Raw genomic sequence first — 18,545 nt, 5'->3', positions numbered from 1 at the left:
TATATTATTTTAGTCACAAGAAAAAATATACATGTCAAATAATTTTTTAAAGGAAAGATTTTATGAATATAAAAAAAGATGACAAAGAAATAATAAATAAGATAATACAATTATTTAAACCATATAAGTGGAAAATAATACTAGTTATTACTTGCATAATAATATCATCTGCTTTAAGTTTAATAACTCCGTTTATTAATCAAAAGTTAATAGACGAAGGGTTAGTTATGAAAAATTTTGATATTATTACAAAATATTCTATATATACATTGATGTTAATAATTATTATTCAATGTCTGGGTATAGTTGAAACTAAATATCGTTCTTATATAGAAAATATATTGTCATATAATCTTGAAAAAGAAGCTTTTAAACATACTTTAAAACTTAAAATGGATTTTTTTTGTAGTACAAATTATGCAGAAATAATGAGTAATTTAAGAACTGATATCAATAATATATCTCAAATAGCTAACCAAAGTACATTTTATATTGTTACAAGTATTTTTAGAATTATGGTAGGAATTGTAGGGTTAATAGTTATAGATTGGAGACTAAGTATTTTAGTGATGGTAGTAACCCCAGTAAGGTATTTCCTTGTTAAATATCTTGCTAAGAAAAAAAAGAATATATTTGAAGAAATGATTGAAAATTATGAAAAATATTATCGTTGGTATGGTGATACAATTGGTGGAGTTAAAGAGATAAAAATTTGGGGATTAGAATCATTAAAAACTGGTGAACTTATAAAACAACAAAGAAATATAATAAGACAAAACATAAAAATGGCATATTTGAGTAAAGTTAATGAGATTTCAGAAACCGTATTCACACAGATAATAACTACACTTATATATATTATTGGTGGGTATATGATAATAGGAGAAATGTTTACTATTGGAAAATTAGTTGCATTTATTACATATAGTGCCTATGTTACCGCACCTATATTTGCAATTATGAATATTGGCTATAGTTTTGCAAGTGTAATTCCCTCTGCAAAACGATATTTCAATTTTATGAATATGGATAATGAGATTTCTACAAATAATGCTAAGTTAGAAAGAATAGAAAAAAATAATGTATTAGGGAATATTGAATTTAGAAATGTTAAATTTTCATACGAAAATAGTCAGTCAGTGTTAAGAAATATTAACTTTAAAATAGAGGCTGGAGAAAAGGTTGCAATAATTGGTAGCAATGGGTCAGGAAAGTCAACAATTATTAATTTGATTTTAAGGTTTTTAACACCTAGTTCTGGAGAAATTCTTTTAGATGGGAAAGATATTAATTATATAAAATTAAGAGATTATAGAAGACTTATATCTATAGTAAGTCAAGATATATATTTATTTAATAATACTATAAGAAAAAATATAATGCTTAATTTTAGAAGAACAGATGAGGATATGTATTTAGCAACAAAAAAAACTGGAGCATATAATTTTATTGAAGAAATGCCTAAAAAATATGAAACTGTTGTAGGTGAAAAAGGAAGTAAGCTTTCAGGAGGGGAAAGACAAAAGGTAGCTATGGCTAGAGCATTTATGAGAGATTCTAAAATATTGATATTAGATGAAGCTACAGCAAATTATGATATAGAATCTGAATGTAAAGTAAATAATGTAATACAAGAAAGTTATAAAGATAAAACTGTTATTATAATAACTCATAAGCCAGATATCTTATTGAAGGTTGATAAGATTATAGTTATTAATGATGGACAAGTAGAAGCAGTTGGAACTCATTTAGAATTATACAAAATAAATAACTTTTATAGAGAGATGATAACTAAATCATTAAAAGCAACTATATAATAGCCATTAACATCCTTATTTCAGTTCTCGAGAGAAATATGGATATTAATATAAATCAAAAAAATAAATATTTAAATTGTGGAAGGGGAAATTCAAAATGAAAAAATTAGGAAAAAAGAAGAATCAAGTTATTGAAACAGTTGAGGCATATGTAGGAAACTGCTCAGATATAGCAATATGTAATTGTGGTAGTGGTTCTGCATATAAATCAGTTAACAATAGAGTATACAATGCAATGTTCTGGAGTTAATAGAGGATAAAGTAAGCTATAGTATTAGTTGAATAAGGCGTAGGATAATAAATTTTTATCCTACGTTTTATTATAGAATTATCTTTGAAAGATTGGAATGATGTATGTTGAATAGTAAACCATTAATTAAACTTTTTAAAACAAATAATAATAATTATATATATGATGTAAATAAAAATACTGTTTTAAATATTACTAATAATCAATATAGTTTTTTAGAAAATTATATGAAAGATGATAAAAATGATTATATAGAATCAGAAGAAATGAGTAAGTTATATAAAGAAGGATTTTTATCAACTAATAAAGCAAAAGAGATAGTTCATCCAGCTGATGAGTTATTAGAATTTTATCTAGATAATAGTGTGAAAATGTTAACTCTGCAAATAACACAACAATGCAATTTTAGATGTGAATATTGTGTTTATTCTGGAAGTTATTTAAATAGAGGTCACTCAAATAAAAAGATGAGTTTTGAAACGGCAAAAAAAGGTATAGATTTTCTTATTGATCATTCAAAAAACCATGATGAAATCAATATAGGATTTTATGGTGGTGAACCCTTACTTGAGTTCAATTTTATTAAACAATGTGTAGAATATGCTGAAGAAAAAGCAGATGGAAAAGAAATAAGATTTTCTATGACTACAAATGGATCACTTTTAACTGAAAAAGTTGTAGAATTTTTATACAAGCATAATTTAGAATTAACAATTAGTCTTGATGGGCCTAAAAAAATACATGATTCTCATAGAAAACTTGCTTCAAATAATTGTGGAAGTTTTGATAAGGTAATTAGTAATATTAAAAATATAGAAAAGAAATATCCTGAGTATATAAATAATATAATTTTCAACGCAGTTATTGATGTACAAAATGACTTTTCTTGTATAGATAAGTTTTTCCTTGATTATGAAACAGTAAAAGATATAGCATTAATATCATCTTTGATATCTGATAATTATAAAAAAACTGATATTGATAAAAATGAAGATTATTATGTAAAACAAGAATATGAATTATTTAGAATATTTTATAATTTATTAAAGAAAAAAGGTATAAAAGATTGTTCTAGAATAGTTATTGAAGATTATAATGAGATATTAAAACTTTCAAAGAAGTTGATACCTCAAAAAAAATTACCGGATAAAACACATCCTTCTGGTCCTTGTATTCCTGGTACTCAAAGATTATTTATGGATGTAGATGGATTTTTTTATCCATGTGAAAAAGTTAGTGAGTCTTCAGAAATTATGCAAATAGGACATGTAGATAGAGGGTTTGATACAGAAAAAGTAAGATATATTTTAAATATTGGTAAGATAAATGATGAAAGTTGTAAAAAATGTTGGGCTATAAGGTTTTGTGGAATATGTGCAGCATTAATAGATAATACTGAAAATAAATTTTCTAAAATCAAAAAAGAAGAGTTTTGTAAGAAAACTAAATTAGTTTTGGAAGAACGATTTAAAAATTATTGTGTATTAAAAGAATTCGGTCATAATTTTGAAGAAAATGAAAAAATGACTTTATTTAAATAAGTAATTGAAAAGAGGTCATAAATATGGAAAATAAGTATAAAACAATGATATATCCCTTTGATATTGAATCTATACCATTATTAAGACATAGCAATCTTATTGATAATATTGAATTTACTCATGTAGTATCTCCAAATGGATGGGGAATCAGTGGAAAAGATGTAGCATGTGAAGATGGTGGACAACCTGTTGGAATAACTATAGATAGTGATTTTACAAAGTCATTAGAAGATTGTGATACAGTACTTTTTTCTGACTATAGTAGAAAAATGAATTTAAATAAGTTTATATATCCTAAAATTATTAAAGCTGCTGAAAGTTCAAAAAATATAATATGCACTATAAAACTTGATGATGAAATTATTAATGAGGTATCTAGAATTTGTAATAAAAATAATACATTTTTTAAATATTTTAACAAGAAATGTAATAATATTGTTAATCCTGAAAGTGAAGAAATTTATCAAATAAATACACCGGTGATTTTTGTGGCAGGACTAGGAGAAAGAACACATAAATTTGAAATACAATTAAATCTAAGAGAAGATTTAACAAAAATGGGTTATAAGGTATCACAAGTAGGAACACGTAACTATTGCGAATTAATGAATTTTCACTCATTTCCTCAATTTATGTATAGTAAAGCTATTACAGAATGGGAAAAAATAATTTTATTTAATTACTATATTAAAAGTATAGAAATTAGAGAAGAACCTGATGTTATAATAATTGGTATACCAGGTGGAACAATGCCTTTTAATTATGAATTTACAAATAAATTTGGAATTTTAGCTTATGAAGTTTCACAAGCTATAGCACCAGATGCAGTTGTTTTAAGCACATTGTATAATAATGTTTCGTCAGACTTTTTTGAGTTAATATCGAAATCTTATAAATACAAATTTGGCTATAGTGTTGATTGCTATAATATTAGTAATGTATCTTTAAATATTCCAGCTAGTAGGACAGTAGAATCATTGCAATATATTACAATGGATTGGAAATTTATTAATGAAAAGAAAAAAATATATAGTAAAGCAGAAAAACCAGTTTATAATATTTTAGATAAGAATGACACCGGTAAACTATCAGAATTTTTAATTAATAAGTTGCAGGAATATGGTCAAGATGGAGTTATATGATTGGAGGAGATTACATGAATAATTTTTCAGGAGATGTTGATATAAATGTAAGATTAAATAATATATTAAAAAAAAGATTTGATGTAGATTTATTTAATAATGAGTATAATATAAATATTAATGATAATTTATTGGGAAGAAAATTTAAATTAAGAGCAAGGGATCTTATATATTTATTGTACGATATTGAAAAAGAGTTTGACATAGAGATTTCAGAATTTCATATTGATAATATTAAATTTAATAACATTAATAATATTATTAATATTATTAATGATGCTCTACATCAAAAAGAAAAGGAAGCTATGTAAATGGTAAATGTTGCAGTAATTGATGATGGAGTTGGTTTTGGAATATATAGTATACCTAATATTATACGAAGTGTAGAGATAACTCCACATCTTATAGTAAAAGATGTGGAGGTGTACAATTTATTTAATGCTAGTCACGGTACTATTTGTGCATCTATAATAAAAAAATATTATCCCGAAGCTGTACTTACTAGCATAAAAGTACTTAATGATAAAAGTCATAAATGTATAAAGGAACAACTTATAAAGGCTATTGAATGGTGTATTGAAAATGATATTCGAGTTGTTAATCTCAGTCTTGGCACTATAGATTATAGAGATTCAGAAATAATAAGAAAAGTAATAAATAGAGCATATAGTAGGGGGATTATTATTATAGCTGCATGCAATAATAAAGATATATTTACATACCCTGCATCTTTCACTAATGTTATAGGTGTGAAATGTTGTAAAACTAACACTTTGAAAGAAGGAGAATATATTTTCAATCTATATTCTATAGATGGTATTGAAATAACAGCTTGTAGTGAACATAAATTATTTAAAAATAATTGTGATTTAGAAGTTACAAGAAGATGTAATAGTTATGCAGCACCAATGATTACAGCTAAAACTTGTAATATAATAAGTAAATTTCCTAATATAACTCTTGAAATGATAAAAAAAGAGCTGTATAAGGATTCAATTAATTATAAAAATGATAAAATAAAAATAAATAATTGTAAAAATATAGATTGGATTAACAATGTTGTAATTTTAGATGAACAGGAAAAAATTGAGAAATTGAAATTGCCATATATAAATGAAACTAAAATTTTAAAAAGTATTGAAGATATAAACATTAATAATTTTGATACATTAGTTTTAAATAGTAATACAATTAAAGATTATGAAAGAATGAGTTCTTTAATATACAAATTTGAGAAGGAAGAAAAAAACTTTATTTTTATAGATAAAAAATGGAATGGTAAGGAATTGGAGTCTATATATTTAAATGAAAATATTAAATTTTGGCACCCGCTAATTATAAATAAATTTTATCAAGAATCAAAAAAAGGAAAAAAATTAGATGTTCCATTAATAATAATTTATGGGGATATACAAGAGAGCATGTTAACAATATTAAAAAGCTTAATAGAGAAGTTTAAAGTGGATGGCTATTATGCATTAGGTGTATCTACAGAACCGATAGGAATATTATGTGGATTAGAATATGTTCCTTTTAGTAAAAATGAAAGTTTAAAAATAAAAAATAAAATTGAATTACTATATGATGTCTATGACTTTGATATTATGATTTTAGGAATAAACATCAATAAAGAGGATGCTAATATAATTGAAAAAATAAATATATGCTTAGAACCAGATAAAAATATTTTTATAAATAAAATATTTTTAAAGAAAGAAAAAAATATAGACGAAGTTTTAACTATAACAAAAAATGATGATATAGATTTATTTTACAAAAAAATTTTAAAGATGTTTCTTGGTGAAAGTGAATAATTTTGAAAATGATAAATATAAGTTAGAAAGGTTTAAAAATAGAAAGTATATTTTTAAACCTTTTGTTTTCTTTAAACATTGTAAATTTTTTTTATAGTATTTAGACCATCTAAAATTTCTTCTTTTGAAAAATTACAATCAATTAACTTGTCTAAGGAAAATTTATTAATTTCTTCGTAAAAAAATAATGCCAATTCTAAAAATTCAGGCGATTTATGAGAGTATATAGCTTCAAATAACAGGTTTTCAGCTTCATTAATTTTGCATTCATTTATATATTTTATAATTGTTAGTCGTAATGCTTGTTCCTCTGTTAGTACAAGGTTATTAGTATTTTCATCAATACTATTTTCTATAGATTGTTTTCCTTTTAACACATAAGCTAATCCTTGTAATGTTGTTTTTATAATTTTCATAATGTAATCATTTTCCATTTGTAAAACACCTTCTATTCTTACTTATATATGTACTATTATATCATCAGGTTATAAAAGATGTATTTTAAAAAGATGTTTGTAATAGAATAGGAAAGTTATAAATAGTAATTTGGGGAATTTAATAAATTATAATTAAAAATATAAGTCTGGAAATTTATAATAAATTTTTAGTTATATTTTAAAAGACATATTAGATTAATAAAGTTAATCTAATATGTCTTTTAAAATAGTTATTTGTTTTGAATTATAATCAATAAGCTTTTCATTTTTCATTTTTTTAAGTTCGCGAAATAATGAGGGTCTTTGAACACCTAATTCATCAGCTAATTGTTTTTTTGTAATTGGAAGTTTTATTATATTAGAGTTTTGTTTTTTAGATTGCGTTTTAAGAAATTCCATAATTCCTTCTCTTAAATTTTTTCTTGAAAAAATAATCATTTTCTTATTTAAATTTAATGAATTATTAGAAATAGCTTTTATGAATTCTATCATAAAAGTATTATTTTCAATAAGGAGTTTAGAAACTACTTTTTTGCTTAAGTGTGCTATTAGACAATCAGTTTTACAATGAATATTAAGGGGATAAAAGGTTCGATCTGAAAATAATAAATTTCCACCTATAATATCGTCTTTGTGAAAATTAAGCATTGTTAAAGCATTTCCATCCTCACATAAATCATAACAGTTAAGATTTCCTGATATAATAATATCTAAATTAAAACATGGTTCACATTCGCTATGTAGTATGTGACCTTTTTTATATTGTTTAAAAGTTATTAAATTTGAGTCTATATAATGTTTTAATTGGTTAATTGAAAAATCAGTAAAAAATTTGTGTTTAATTAATTCATTTAAGTACATATTATCTCCCTTTTAAAACTATTTTACAAAAAGAAACATAAGAGTCTATTTCATTTTAAGTATATTATCTATAATGTTATCAAAAGATACAAGTAAAAAATATTTAAATTTAGTATATGCAAATATTTTTAGAATAATATTGTTAAAGGTATAGGAAAAGAATCATAGGTGTAAAGTTAACCTGAAAGTTCTAAAATTATAATACTAAAAGTAATAATAAAAAAATTTAAAAGGATAATCTGTGAAATTTTCAAAAAATCCTATAGGAATTTATAAATCCGTTTTAAACAAATAGTTTATTAAAACTAAATGTAGTTTTTAGAAAGAAGGTATTAATATGACTAAATATGAATTAAACAACTTAAAGAAAATAGATATTAATAAAAATGTAAAGGAGATAGTAAAAATGCAAGAATTAATAAAAAATGTTGAGAAAGCTAAAAGTATAGATTTTGATAGTTTAGTAAGTTGTAATGAAGGACAAATAGAAACTGTAACTATGGCACAAAAAAAAGGTGTTGGTATAACAGCATTAGCTTTTGGTAAAGGAGAAGGTGTAGGTTCTCATGCAGCTAAAGGTGATGCATTAATATATATACATCATGGAGTAGCTACAGTAAAAATAGGTGATGAAATAATGGAAGCTACTAAGGGACAAATGGTGGTTATGCCAGCAAATATTCAACATCAAGTAACAGCTAAAGAGGATATGAAAATGCTTTTAGTAGTTGTTAAGGAGGATTAAAAATGAAATATTTAAGAAACATAAAACCATTTGAAGCTATAGCTATGACTGACATGATAAAACATACAGGAAATAAAATAGCAAGTAAAGCATTAATAGATAATGACAATACAGAGATACGTTTTTTCTCTTTTGCAAAAGGTGAAAGTATTGATAAAGAGTACTATAATATGGAAACATTATTTGTGATGATTGAAGGTAGTGCTAAAATTTTATATAAAGAAAATGATGAAGTTATAATAAATACAGGTGATATAATAGCTATGGAATCTGAAATAAATTATGGAATAGAAGCATTAACAGATGTAAAGTTATTTAATATATTAGTAAAATCATAAAATTTATAAAAGTGTATTAAGACTATATAAGAGATTAAATATAAAATTCTTATATAGTCTTTTTTACAATCTATTATTTTGGAAATTTATGATATTAAATTATATACTTGCAAAATTCATATTCAGTATGTAAAGAGATGACAGTAAGATAATATGAGTACAGCTCAAATACCATTAAGATGTAATATGGTTTAAATTAAAGAGTAATGAAAAAGTAAAAAATAATTTTAGAAAGTATAAAAGAATATAACAAACAAATAGACAATGTAAATAAATTATCTACAGTCCGGATATATGGCCAGTAAGCTTACCATCTTTTTCAAAGACAGATACTCCAACTGTATTCCAATAACCTTCACTATTTCCTTCTGGATATAAGTTTATTTTTAAAGAAAATGAAACTCCTGTTTTTGTTGATAAGTCAGGACCTATAAATTCAGCTTTAGCAGGTTCTATATTTATACCTTGTCCATCTTTTAGTTCAAGTTGGATTTTTGTAGTTGCTAAAGCTTTTTCTAGGTTTTTCTTATCTTTATCATTTATAGGTACTAAATCATTTTCACCAGTGCTAGAATTATATTCATTACTTACCATATAGTCATAAGCAGTAGCATCCCCATTGAAATATGCTGTTAATAAATCAAGAGCAAATTCTAGTTCTTTATATTCACCTTTTACGTAAGGGATTTTATTAAAGTCATCACATATTTTATCATATTGCTTTAAATCTTGTATATTTTTTTCCCCTGTATATGTACCACCTAATTTCGAATTACTTGAAGTTTTTTCCTTAGATGAAGAGTTGTCTCCATCTTTTTTAGAATTATCGTTATCTTCTTTTGTTGTAGATTTTTTATCTTCTGTGGAATTTTTAGAAGTGTCTTGTGTTGTTGACTCTTGTTTAGAGTTATTGGAGTTTTCAGTAGGCTTTGAACAACCTACTGCTCCAAATAGGATACTTGTAGATAAAACTAATATTAATGCTAATTTTTTTGTTTTCATAATTTTCCCCCTCTGTAATTTAATGTATAGCACTTACTTTACATAAATTCAAATATATTATAACATTGACAAAATTTTTTTAAATGTTAAAAAAATGTTAATTACGAATACTTTGAATATTATATATAATTTTTTATTTAAATTTGATTAATAAAGTATGAATAAGATAAACAAAATATTAAAAAAGTAAAAATAAAGATTTACTAATTTCATATAAAATAGTTGGTATGAATATTTATATATACTTTAAAAAATAATTATATTAATTAAATGTAATAGTGAATAGGAAGTTAACTTTCGATAAACATTAATTATGATATAATTTTATGATTATAAATTTTTTTATTTATAAAGATATAAATCGAAAAATTCTATATGTGAGGTTAAGAATTTAAAGAAGATATAAGGAGATAAGAAATATGCGTTTATTAATTATAGAAGATAATATAGAATTAGCTAATTCTATGAAAATTGGTCTTGAAAAAATGGGATTTATAATTGATGTTTCTAACACTGGAGAAGATGGTGAAGAAAAAGCTAGTGTAAATGAATATGATGCAATACTTTTAGATTTAAATTTACCGGATATAGATGGGTTAGAAATATTAAAATATTTACGTAAAACAATGGTTAGTACTCCGGTAATTATAATTACTGCAAGAGATGAAACATCACAGTTAGCGTTAGGATTAGATACCGGAGCAGATGATTATATAACAAAACCTTTTCAATTATTAGAGTTAAGAGCTAGAATTCAGGCTGTAATTAGAAGATTTCATGGTAGAACTAATCCTATTATAAATATAGGAGAACTTAAACTTAATCCAATTACTAGAACCGTTGAAATAAAAAATAAACCTGTTATTTTAGCAATTAAAGAATTTGATATTTTAGAATATATTTGTTATAGGAATCCAGCTATTGTGTCAAGTGAAGAAATAGCAGAGCATATATATGATGAAAGTTTTGATCCTTTTTCATCTGTGTTAAGAGTACATATTGCAAGGCTTAAAAAGAAATTAAATAATGCATATGGGAAAGATATTTTAGTTAATATTAGAGGAAAGGGATATGTTTTATGCGTAGAGTAAATTTAAAAAGCGGGTTAGTTATAATTGTATATTCATTAATATTAACATTAGTTTTTGTTTATGGAATTTATGGAGTGAAGAACAGTTTTAATAATTTGGAAAATAATACAAGTATGAAAAATATTAAAGTATTAGCTTTTAATTCTAGTATAGAATTAAGTAAAGATAATTATTATAGAACACCGTACAAAGAAATATTACAAAATAGTATGGATGTATATGGAAATAACTATGATAAAAAAGCAGTTATGGTATCAGAAGAATTAGTTACTAATGTTGCTCAAATAGGAAGAGTATATGTAAAAAGTGGATTGGAAGATATAATAAGTACTATTTTAATGTTTTTTTCTATTTTTATTGTAGCATCTTTTTTATTATGGATAATTTTAAGTAAAATTCATGATAGAGAAATTGAAAATATTATAAAAAAGCTTAATATGCCAGAGAATGATTTTGATCCAGCTTTGGTAAGCAGGGCTTTTGGGATAGCATATGAAAATATAGAAGATAAGTTTAAACAAAATTTGGATGAGTATAAAAGATTAAATTCTTATTTATCCCATGAGCAAAAAAATGCTATAGCTATCTTAAGAACTAAAATAGAGATTGATGGAAATGAAGAATATCTTAAATTTATGGATAATCTTACAGATAGTATTGATGATGTTTTAACTTTGAGTGACTTAAAGGTTGATAATGGTATGACAAAAGTAGATGTTGCATTAATATGTGCAAGAATTTGTGATACATATAAAAAAACATACCAATATATTGATTTTGATTTTAATGATGAAAGTAATACTGAAATTTTAGCAAAGGAAAGATGGATATATCGTGCAATAAGCAACTTGATTGATAATGCAGTAAAATATGGAGAAGGCAAACCTATAAAAGTATCTGTAACAAATAAGAATAATAGTGTTATTATTACTGTAAAAGATAATGGTATAGGCATGGATAAGAATTTTGTAGAAAAGATATTTGATAACAAATATAGAATTAATGAATTAAATAAAGATGGATATGGAATTGGATTAAGTTTAGTATCCCATGTATGTGATTTATGTGATGGGGTTATAGTAGTAGATAGCGAAATAAATAAAGGATCATGCTTTTATTTGTCTTTTTCTGAATGTAAAGAAAATTAACAAGAGATAAATTGAAAAATTTCTTAAAATGCGAAAAAAGAGGCTTAAAAAGAATGATATTGGTAGCTATGAGGGCAGTAAATTCGTCACCACCAATAGAAAAGTTAGATATATTTTTAATTAATAAAAATGTTTTAGAAATTAATAACCTAATTACTTAGAGTAGTATCTATTGGTATAGAAATTATATATATAATGAAATATGAACCCAAAAATGTTATCAGAAAGGAATTATTAATATGAGTTTATTGAGTTTAAAAGATGTAAGTTATATATATGAAGGTGGAAAAAAGGATGTTTTTAGTAATATAAATATAAATTTTAAAAAAGGAAGAGTTTATGGTATAGTTGGAAAATCTGGAGAAGGAAAAAGTACTTTAGTATCTTTAATATCAGGAATTGATACCTGTAAAACAGGTGAAGTATTATATAATGGTGAAAGTTTAAAGAAAATAGATAGAGATTTGTATAGAGCAAAGGATATAGGTGTAATATTTCAAAGTCATAATTTACTTTTAAATGCAACTGCTAAAGAGAATATATTATTATCTATGAATATAAGCAATATTAAGAAAAAAAATAAAAATAATTATGTATATAATTTATTAGGAGATGTAGGAATTGATATTTATACAGCTAATAAAAAAATTTTCAATTTATCTGGTGTGGAGCAACGATGTGTAAGCATAGCTAGGGCGTTAGCAAATAATCCAGATATAATAATTGCAGATGAACCAACAGAGAATCTAGATAGTGATACAGAAGAGAAAATTATGAATATTTTAATATCATTAGCTCATCAACATAATAAATGTGTTATTATAGTCACTGATTCCAAGAAAGTATGCATGTTCATTGATGAAGTTTGGGGATTAAAATCTGGAAAGCTATTGTTTATAAAATAGATTAATATTTACTTTATAAAGAGTAAAAAGATAAAGGGATTAAAAATTTATAAGAATAAGTGTAACAAGCTTGTAATTAAATAAGAAAATCAAGGATAGTTTAAATTTTATAGACTATCCTTTTTCGTAATTTTCAATTACTTTAGTTGTATTTGTTTTTTCTAAAGGGATAACAATAAGTATAACTGCATTTAATTAAAGAAAGCTGTTAGCTAGAAGAAAAATATTAATCTTAAATTTTCTTATTTGATAAGTGAATAAATTATAAGTTCAATTTGAAACTCTATAATAAGCAATTAAGTTAACATTGAGTAAACAATCAGTTTGGTATACTTTGTTTACAATCAAAGTTTAGAAAAGGAGAGTTCAAAATGTATGTTTTAAAGAATGCTATAAAAAATTTAACAAGAAATAAAGGAAGAAATCTCTTGATTGGAATAATAACTATAGCAATACTGTCCTGTACAGCTATTTCAGTTATAATAAACACAGCTTCCAATGAGATGATAAATGGTTATAAAAACAAGTTTGGGTCAGAAGTATTTATTCAACCAAATCAAGAAAAAATGCAAGAGAAAATGAAGAATGGTGATATGGAAAGTCTTAATGATAGTCCTTCCAATGATCTTAAAGAAAAACTTTCACAGTCTGAGCATCTTAAAGAAACAATATTTAGTTCTTCTTATATAGGTTATAGTGAGAAGATTAAAGCATTAGATCAGGATGAAGTTGAAAAAAGGAAAGAGGAGGGTAACTCAGGTAATTTTGTTACAATGGGAGGAGCTAAAAGATCAGAAAATGCTAAAGATGGTTATTTAAATATTTTAGGTGGCCTTAACAAAGCAGGTATAGAAGAATTTAATAATGGTACAAGAAAAATTACTGATGGAAAAATGCCAGAAAAAAATGGCGAAGTTATGATAAGTGAGGATTTTGCAAAATTAAATAATTTAAAGGTTGGAGATAATTTAAAGGTTAAAAACCCTGATGATCCAGATAATTTTGAGCCATTAGAATTAACTATTTCAGGAATATATTATGATGGATCAAAATCTGAAAATTATGGATTTAAGCATCCTATAATGAATAGAAAAAATGAAATTATTACAACTTATGATACTTTAAAATCATATAACAATAAAGTAAAAAAAGATACAGATTTAATTAACTTAGATGCACAATATTATTTGAAAAATCCAGATTTATTAGATGCATTTAATGAGGAAGCACATAAAAAAGGGTTAAGTGACACACTTGAAGTATCCACAGATGCTACTACGTATAATAATATTGTTAAACCTATAGAAGGTTTAAAAAAGGTTTCTAGTATTTTCATGTTTTTAGTTTTAGGCTTTGGTGGTAGTATATTAATTTTAATTTCAATTTTAGGTATTCGTGAAAGAAAATATGAAATCGGAGTTTTAAGAGCTATGGGGATGAAAAAAGGAAAAGTAGCTTTAGGGTTAATATTTGAAACATTAGTTATGATTGGAATTTCATTAATAGCAGGATTAGCCATAGGAGGATTTTCCGCGCAACCTATTTCAAATATACTGCTGCAAGGACAGTTAGATGCCCAAAAAGAAGTTTCTCAAGGAATGGTATCGGTAGCTATGGGAGCAACAAATTCGGCACCACCAATAGAAAAATTAGATGTATTTTTAAGTAGTGAAGCTATTTTAGGAATCACATTAATAGCCTTATTACTTGGAGTAGTATCTATTAGTATAGGTATTCTATATATAATGAGATATGAACCAAGAAAAATATTATCAGAAAGGAATTAGAAATATGAATTTATTAAGTTTAAAAGATGTAAGTTATAAATATGAAGGTGGAAAAAAATATGTTTTTAGTAATATAAATATAAATTTTGAAAAAGGAAAAGTTTATGGTATAGTTGGAAAATCTGGAGCAGGGAAAAGTACTTTGTTATCTTTAATATCAGGACTTGATACCTGTAAAACAGGTGAAGTATTATATAATGGTGAAAGTTTAAAGAAAATAGATAGAGATTTGTATAGAGCAAAGGATATAGGCGTAATATTTCAAGGATATAACTTGCTTTTAAATGCAACTGCTAAAGAAAATATATTACTATCTATGAATATAAGTAATGTTAAGGAAAAAAATAAAAATAATTATGTATATAATTTATTGAAAGATGTAGGAATTGATATTGATATAGCTAATAGAAAAATTTTAAATTTATCCGGTGGGGAGCAACAACGTATAGGAATAGCTAGAGCACTTGCACATAATCCAGATATAATAATTGCAGATGAACCAACAGGAAATCTAGATAGTGAGACAGAAGAAAAAATTATGGACATTTTAGTATCATTATCCCACCAGCAAAATAAATGTGTTATTATAGTAACTCATTCTAAAAAAGTATGTACTTACGTTGATGAGATTTGGGGATTAAAATCTGGGAAATTAGCATTTATAAAATAACAATAGTTTTGGATTTGGAGGTAATTATGAAATTATTTAAAATGAATAAAACTGTAAAAGTTGTACTTATGTTAAATGTATGTGCAGTAGTTATGGCTTTGTTTTCAATATTTAATATATACGCATCGTATAGACATATATCAAATTTAGTTTTACAAGGATTTGATCCCAGTAAACAAATAGTAGAAGTTATTAATTTCTATTTAACTTCTATAACTCCATATGCATTTTACGGAATATCTTTGTTTACATTAGGATATATTATTAAAAGTTTTAGTTATTTATTTGAGAGTAACGGTATAAGAAAAGTAGACAATAAATATTTAGAAACAGAAGTATTATTAGAGAATAAATATAAACAAGATGAAATGGATGATGAAATAGATGAACTTTTAAGAGAAATAGATATATAATTTAAATAGTATATATACTTATCACTTTTCATTAAAATTTGCATTAAATAAATTTATTATAAATATATTAAGGGGCTGTTGCAAAACTAACTAAAGGTTAGAGGCGATAGCTTCCTTTTTTATATGTAATTTAATCAATATATGATTAAATTACATATAAAAAATTTAAAGAGCTATTCGGAAATGTTAATAAATATTTTTTATAACAAAAGACAGGTTTTTTTGAACCTGCCTTTATAATATAATTATTTTGCTATTCAGTTTCTGTTAAGCAAACATCAGATTCATTGCTGTTTACAAAGTAGCCAATAAGTCCACCTAGAATGGCTGGTAATACCCAATCAAATCCAAGTGTTGCAAAAGGCAACTTATGAATAAATGATATACTAACAAATGAGCTATCTATTACTGTAAGTAAACTAGTTAAAAGAGTTGCATAGGCAACACCTTTATAAATTGTAGCTTTAGTAAATACATTTCTGAAACAGTTCATTAACACTAAAGCAATTGAAATAGGGTAAATAACTGTTAATATAGGAACTGAAATAGAAATTATTTTATCAACTCCAAAATTAGCAACTATAGCACTGAATGTACAAATAAAAATAACTATATGCTCATATTTTAATTTTTTATTAGTAATATCTTCAAAATATTTACTTGTTACAGATGTTAAACCTATGGCTGTAGTAAGACATGCGAATGCAACAATTACACCTAATATTAATATTCCATTGTTTCCTAATAAATTTTTAATTATACTGATCAATAATGCAGTTTGAGATATGTTTTTATCATAAACAGATGAAACTGTAGCACCTAAGTATGCTAAACCGCCATAAACTAGTATTAATCCTATGCCTGCTACTATTGCAGACTTTATAGTCAGATTTATTATTTCTGTTTTATCTTTATAACCCTTACTTAAGAATGAAACCATTATAAGCATTGTGATTCCGCCAGTACCAAGGGCATCCATAGTCTGGTATCCCTGAGTAAGTCCTGTTACAAATAAACTACTTGAATCAATGTTATTATTTAGTGCTCCGATAGGGGAAAGTATTCCTTTTATTATCAAGAAAGCTAAAGCAATTAATAATACTGGAGTCAAAAATTTACCTATTATATCAATAACTTTAGTAGGTCTTATTGTTAGAATTAGTGTTAAAGCAAAGAATAATATTGAGAAGATAATAGGATTTAAATTAAATATAGGTGCTATGCTCATTTCGAAAGTTGTTGCTGCGGTTCTTGGAATAACAAGTATAGGACCTAAACAAAGCATCATTATAACTTCTAAGGCAATACCAAATTTTTTACCGGCTCGTCCAATTACAGATTGAAAAGAACCAGATTTAGCTACTGCAATTATAGATAAAAGTATTATTCCTACATCTGCAAAAATAAACCCTAAGAAACTTATCAACCAACCACTACCAGAAGTCATTCCTATGTATGGAGGGAAAATTAAATTGCCTGCACCAAAATAAATTGAAAACATTGCAAAACCAACAATTATTATATCTCTAAATTTTTTCATATTTTTACCTCTTTCTCTATTAATATAGGATTTCAAAAATGATTTTTAATTTATACTTGTATCAAATGATAAATTTTAATATAAATAAAAAATTATATAAAAAAGACCACACAGCATTCACTATGTGGCCTTAAGTGCCTAGGATAAAAAAACCACATAGTATTTATCTATGTGGCCTTGCATAACAAATTAACTTTAGCCATCATAGATACAAAACATTGCATGTTTGCATCTATGATTACCGTATATCATAAATACAAACCTAACTAAAGTAGCTAAAGTAATACATATTAAGTTGTAGTACATTGGTTAAGTTTATATTATTTATCATATTAAAAACTCCTCATTATTTAAAATTTATCTTTATTTAAGGGTTATTATACAGTTGTATTAATGAAAATGCAATAAAAATTCAAACAAAATAAAAAAGTTTTCATTTTAGACTTAATAATTTCATAAATTAAGCTTTAATTAACAATATATTAAAAAAACTAAGAAACATATTAGATATATAGAAAGTATTGTTAATTGGTAGTTTTCTAATAATTTAAACTATATATTTTTTATATGGTTCCAAGTTGACTTTAAAATTTGATGAATACACTTAAATATAAGTTTATATTGCTATAATTTAAATAGATTAAAGAATATGTTTTATTAGAATAAAATAACTTATTTAAATTTATAAATGTGTAAAGTTAAAAAAATGTAAAAAAATTTTAAAATTGTGTTGCAATATATAAATAACTATGGTATTATAGAAAAATAGCGTAAGAGCTAAAAAAAATAAAGAAATAAAGAGTTTAGTTTAGGTAAATAGTTTCTCATAAATTGGAGATTATTGTATCAAATTGAAATCTTTTAATTTAGGAGGAATTATTATGACAGATAAGACAATAGTATGTAAAGATTGCGGACAAGAATTCGTATTCACAGTAGGAGAGCAAGAATTCTACAAAGAAAAAGGATTCGATAACGAGCCTGTAAGATGTCAAGATTGCAGAAGAGCTAAAAAACAACAAAACAATAGAAGATAGTTTTATA

General features: G+C 24.6%; 20 protein-coding genes. 16 read left to right on the top strand and 4 right to left on the bottom strand.

The annotated features are described in order from the left end of the window. Nucleotides 1-62: 62 nt before the first annotated feature. From KQI36_RS04740 to KQI36_RS04715, 6 genes are all read left to right on the top strand, one after another. Nucleotides 63-1,817 carry an ABC transporter ATP-binding protein gene (locus KQI36_RS04740; RefSeq protein WP_216449851.1) on the top strand — a complete coding sequence of 585 codons (1,755 nt, stop codon included), beginning with the start codon at nt 63-65 and terminating at the stop codon, nt 1,815-1,817. Between the two features lie 97 nt (nt 1,818-1,914). Beyond that, nucleotides 1,915-2,067 (top strand): CLI_3235 family bacteriocin precursor, encoded by a 153-nt coding sequence (locus KQI36_RS04735; RefSeq protein WP_216449850.1) that lies wholly within the window; start codon nt 1,915-1,917, stop codon nt 2,065-2,067. Nucleotides 2,068-2,171: 104 nt separating this feature from the next. Continuing rightward, entirely contained in the window at nt 2,172-3,608 is a 1,437-nt protein-coding gene (ccpM, locus tag KQI36_RS04730) for a Cys-rich peptide radical SAM maturase CcpM (RefSeq protein ID WP_216449849.1), read from the top strand. A 23-nt stretch (nt 3,609-3,631) separates the two neighbouring features. Further along, nucleotides 3,632-4,750, top strand: coding sequence for a TIGR04066 family peptide maturation system protein (locus tag KQI36_RS04725; protein ID WP_216449848.1), 1,119 nt, complete (start codon nt 3,632-3,634; stop codon nt 4,748-4,750). A gap of 14 nt (nt 4,751-4,764) precedes the next feature. Further along, nucleotides 4,765-5,061, top strand: coding sequence for an acyl carrier protein (locus KQI36_RS04720; protein WP_244991469.1), 297 nt, complete (start codon nt 4,765-4,767; stop codon nt 5,059-5,061). Beyond that, nucleotides 5,062-6,564 carry a S8 family serine peptidase gene (locus tag KQI36_RS04715; RefSeq protein WP_216449846.1) on the top strand — a complete coding sequence of 501 codons (1,503 nt, stop codon included), beginning with the start codon at nt 5,062-5,064 and terminating at the stop codon, nt 6,562-6,564. A 71-nt stretch (nt 6,565-6,635) separates the two neighbouring features. Here the strand turns inward: KQI36_RS04715 and KQI36_RS04710 are convergent, their stop codons facing one another. Both KQI36_RS04710 and KQI36_RS04705 read right to left on the bottom strand, forming a co-directional pair. Next, the gene (locus KQI36_RS04710; RefSeq protein WP_216449845.1) at nt 6,636-6,998 is read right to left on the bottom strand and encodes a DUF6483 family protein; all 363 of its coding nucleotides are present in this window, start codon (nt 6,996-6,998) and stop codon (nt 6,636-6,638) included. A 207-nt stretch (nt 6,999-7,205) separates the two neighbouring features. Next, entirely contained in the window at nt 7,206-7,862 is a 657-nt protein-coding gene (locus KQI36_RS04705) for a Crp/Fnr family transcriptional regulator (protein WP_216449844.1), read from the bottom strand. Between the two features lie 337 nt (nt 7,863-8,199). Here KQI36_RS04705 and KQI36_RS04700 point away from each other — a divergent pair, with 337 nt between their 5' ends. Together KQI36_RS04700 and KQI36_RS04695 are read left to right on the top strand one after the other, a co-directional pair. Further along, nucleotides 8,200-8,607, top strand: coding sequence for a cupin domain-containing protein (locus tag KQI36_RS04700; RefSeq protein ID WP_244991468.1), 408 nt, complete (start codon nt 8,200-8,202; stop codon nt 8,605-8,607). A 2-nt stretch (nt 8,608-8,609) separates the two neighbouring features. Next, nucleotides 8,610-8,945: a cupin domain-containing protein gene (locus KQI36_RS04695; RefSeq protein ID WP_061994450.1), complete on the top strand. Its 336-nt coding sequence runs from the start codon at nt 8,610-8,612 to the stop codon at nt 8,943-8,945. Nucleotides 8,946-9,224: 279 nt separating this feature from the next. Here the strand turns inward: KQI36_RS04695 and KQI36_RS04690 are convergent, their stop codons facing one another. Next, complete coding sequence (locus KQI36_RS04690; protein WP_216449843.1) at nt 9,225-9,947, bottom strand: hypothetical protein; 723 nt, start codon at nt 9,945-9,947, stop codon at nt 9,225-9,227. 419 nt (nt 9,948-10,366) lie between these two features. On the opposite strand from KQI36_RS04690, the gene KQI36_RS04685 reads away from it, so the two are divergent. From KQI36_RS04685 to KQI36_RS04655, 7 genes are all read left to right on the top strand, one after another. Next, a complete protein-coding gene (locus KQI36_RS04685) occupies nt 10,367-11,038 on the top strand; it encodes a response regulator transcription factor (RefSeq protein ID WP_216449842.1) in 672 nt (223 codons plus the stop codon). After that, a complete protein-coding gene (locus tag KQI36_RS04680; RefSeq protein WP_216449840.1) occupies nt 11,026-12,186 on the top strand; it encodes a sensor histidine kinase in 1,161 nt (386 codons plus the stop codon). The genes KQI36_RS04685 and KQI36_RS04680 overlap by 13 nt, the downstream gene beginning before the upstream one ends. An 11-nt stretch (nt 12,187-12,197) precedes the next feature. Continuing rightward, entirely contained in the window at nt 12,198-12,347 is a 150-nt protein-coding gene (locus tag KQI36_RS04675) for a hypothetical protein (RefSeq protein ID WP_216449839.1), read from the top strand. 78 nt (nt 12,348-12,425) lie between these two features. Beyond that, entirely contained in the window at nt 12,426-13,091 is a 666-nt protein-coding gene (locus KQI36_RS04670; protein WP_216449837.1) for an ATP-binding cassette domain-containing protein, read from the top strand. A gap of 371 nt (nt 13,092-13,462) precedes the next feature. Then, the gene (locus KQI36_RS04665; RefSeq protein WP_216449831.1) at nt 13,463-14,878 is read left to right on the top strand and encodes an ABC transporter permease; all 1,416 of its coding nucleotides are present in this window, start codon (nt 13,463-13,465) and stop codon (nt 14,876-14,878) included. A 4-nt stretch (nt 14,879-14,882) separates the two neighbouring features. Further along, nucleotides 14,883-15,548 carry an ABC transporter ATP-binding protein gene (locus tag KQI36_RS04660; RefSeq protein WP_216449827.1) on the top strand — a complete coding sequence of 222 codons (666 nt, stop codon included), beginning with the start codon at nt 14,883-14,885 and terminating at the stop codon, nt 15,546-15,548. Nucleotides 15,549-15,574: 26 nt separating this feature from the next. Further along, nucleotides 15,575-15,961 carry a hypothetical protein gene (locus tag KQI36_RS04655; RefSeq protein WP_216449825.1) on the top strand — a complete coding sequence of 129 codons (387 nt, stop codon included), beginning with the start codon at nt 15,575-15,577 and terminating at the stop codon, nt 15,959-15,961. Between the two features lie 253 nt (nt 15,962-16,214). On the opposite strand, the gene brnQ is transcribed toward KQI36_RS04655, so the two are convergent. Next, nucleotides 16,215-17,501, bottom strand: a complete 1,287-nt coding sequence (gene brnQ / locus KQI36_RS04650; protein ID WP_216449824.1) for a branched-chain amino acid transport system II carrier protein — start codon at nt 17,499-17,501, stop codon at nt 16,215-16,217. Nucleotides 17,502-18,382: 881 nt separating this feature from the next. Between brnQ and KQI36_RS04645 the strand changes: the two genes are divergently transcribed. Then, entirely contained in the window at nt 18,383-18,538 is a 156-nt protein-coding gene (locus KQI36_RS04645) for a zinc-ribbon domain-containing protein (protein ID WP_010293390.1), read from the top strand. Nucleotides 18,539-18,545: the final 7 nt, after the last annotated feature.

The organism is Clostridium senegalense (genome assembly GCF_018916625.1).
GTDB classification, from domain to species: Bacteria; Bacillota; Clostridia; order Clostridiales; family Clostridiaceae; genus Clostridium_J; species Clostridium_J senegalense.
The sequence above is the reverse complement of the archived record's forward strand: the minus strand, read 5'-3'. Positions and strand labels throughout refer to the sequence as shown.

Bases quoted from the DNA above. Each gene is read 5' to 3' on its own strand.
- KQI36_RS04705 (WP_216449844.1), bottom strand. From the start codon at position 7,862: ATGTACTTAAATGAATTAATTAAACACAAATTTTTTACTGATTTTTCA.
- KQI36_RS04715 (WP_216449846.1), top strand. From the start codon at position 5,062: ATGGTAAATGTTGCAGTAATTGATGATGGAGTTGGTTTTGGAATATAT.
- KQI36_RS04695 (WP_061994450.1), top strand. From the start codon at position 8,610: ATGAAATATTTAAGAAACATAAAACCATTTGAAGCTATAGCTATGACT.
- KQI36_RS04655 (WP_216449825.1), top strand. From the start codon at position 15,575: ATGAAATTATTTAAAATGAATAAAACTGTAAAAGTTGTACTTATGTTA.
- KQI36_RS04720 (WP_244991469.1), top strand. From the start codon at position 4,765: ATGAATAATTTTTCAGGAGATGTTGATATAAATGTAAGATTAAATAAT.
- KQI36_RS04665 (WP_216449831.1), top strand. From the start codon at position 13,463: ATGTATGTTTTAAAGAATGCTATAAAAAATTTAACAAGAAATAAAGGA.
- KQI36_RS04690 (WP_216449843.1), bottom strand. From the start codon at position 9,947: ATGAAAACAAAAAAATTAGCATTAATATTAGTTTTATCTACAAGTATC.
- KQI36_RS04680 (WP_216449840.1), top strand. From the start codon at position 11,026: ATGCGTAGAGTAAATTTAAAAAGCGGGTTAGTTATAATTGTATATTCA.
- brnQ (WP_216449824.1), bottom strand. From the start codon at position 17,501: ATGAAAAAATTTAGAGATATAATAATTGTTGGTTTTGCAATGTTTTCA.
- KQI36_RS04660 (WP_216449827.1), top strand. From the start codon at position 14,883: ATGAATTTATTAAGTTTAAAAGATGTAAGTTATAAATATGAAGGTGGA.
- KQI36_RS04740 (WP_216449851.1), top strand. From the start codon at position 63: ATGAATATAAAAAAAGATGACAAAGAAATAATAAATAAGATAATACAA.
- KQI36_RS04645 (WP_010293390.1), top strand. From the start codon at position 18,383: ATGACAGATAAGACAATAGTATGTAAAGATTGCGGACAAGAATTCGTA.
- KQI36_RS04685 (WP_216449842.1), top strand. From the start codon at position 10,367: ATGCGTTTATTAATTATAGAAGATAATATAGAATTAGCTAATTCTATG.
- KQI36_RS04670 (WP_216449837.1), top strand. From the start codon at position 12,426: ATGAGTTTATTGAGTTTAAAAGATGTAAGTTATATATATGAAGGTGGA.
- KQI36_RS04725 (WP_216449848.1), top strand. From the start codon at position 3,632: ATGGAAAATAAGTATAAAACAATGATATATCCCTTTGATATTGAATCT.
- KQI36_RS04710 (WP_216449845.1), bottom strand. From the start codon at position 6,998: ATGGAAAATGATTACATTATGAAAATTATAAAAACAACATTACAAGGA.
- KQI36_RS04735 (WP_216449850.1), top strand. From the start codon at position 1,915: ATGAAAAAATTAGGAAAAAAGAAGAATCAAGTTATTGAAACAGTTGAG.
- KQI36_RS04700 (WP_244991468.1), top strand. From the start codon at position 8,200: ATGACTAAATATGAATTAAACAACTTAAAGAAAATAGATATTAATAAA.
- ccpM (WP_216449849.1), top strand. From the start codon at position 2,172: ATGTTGAATAGTAAACCATTAATTAAACTTTTTAAAACAAATAATAAT.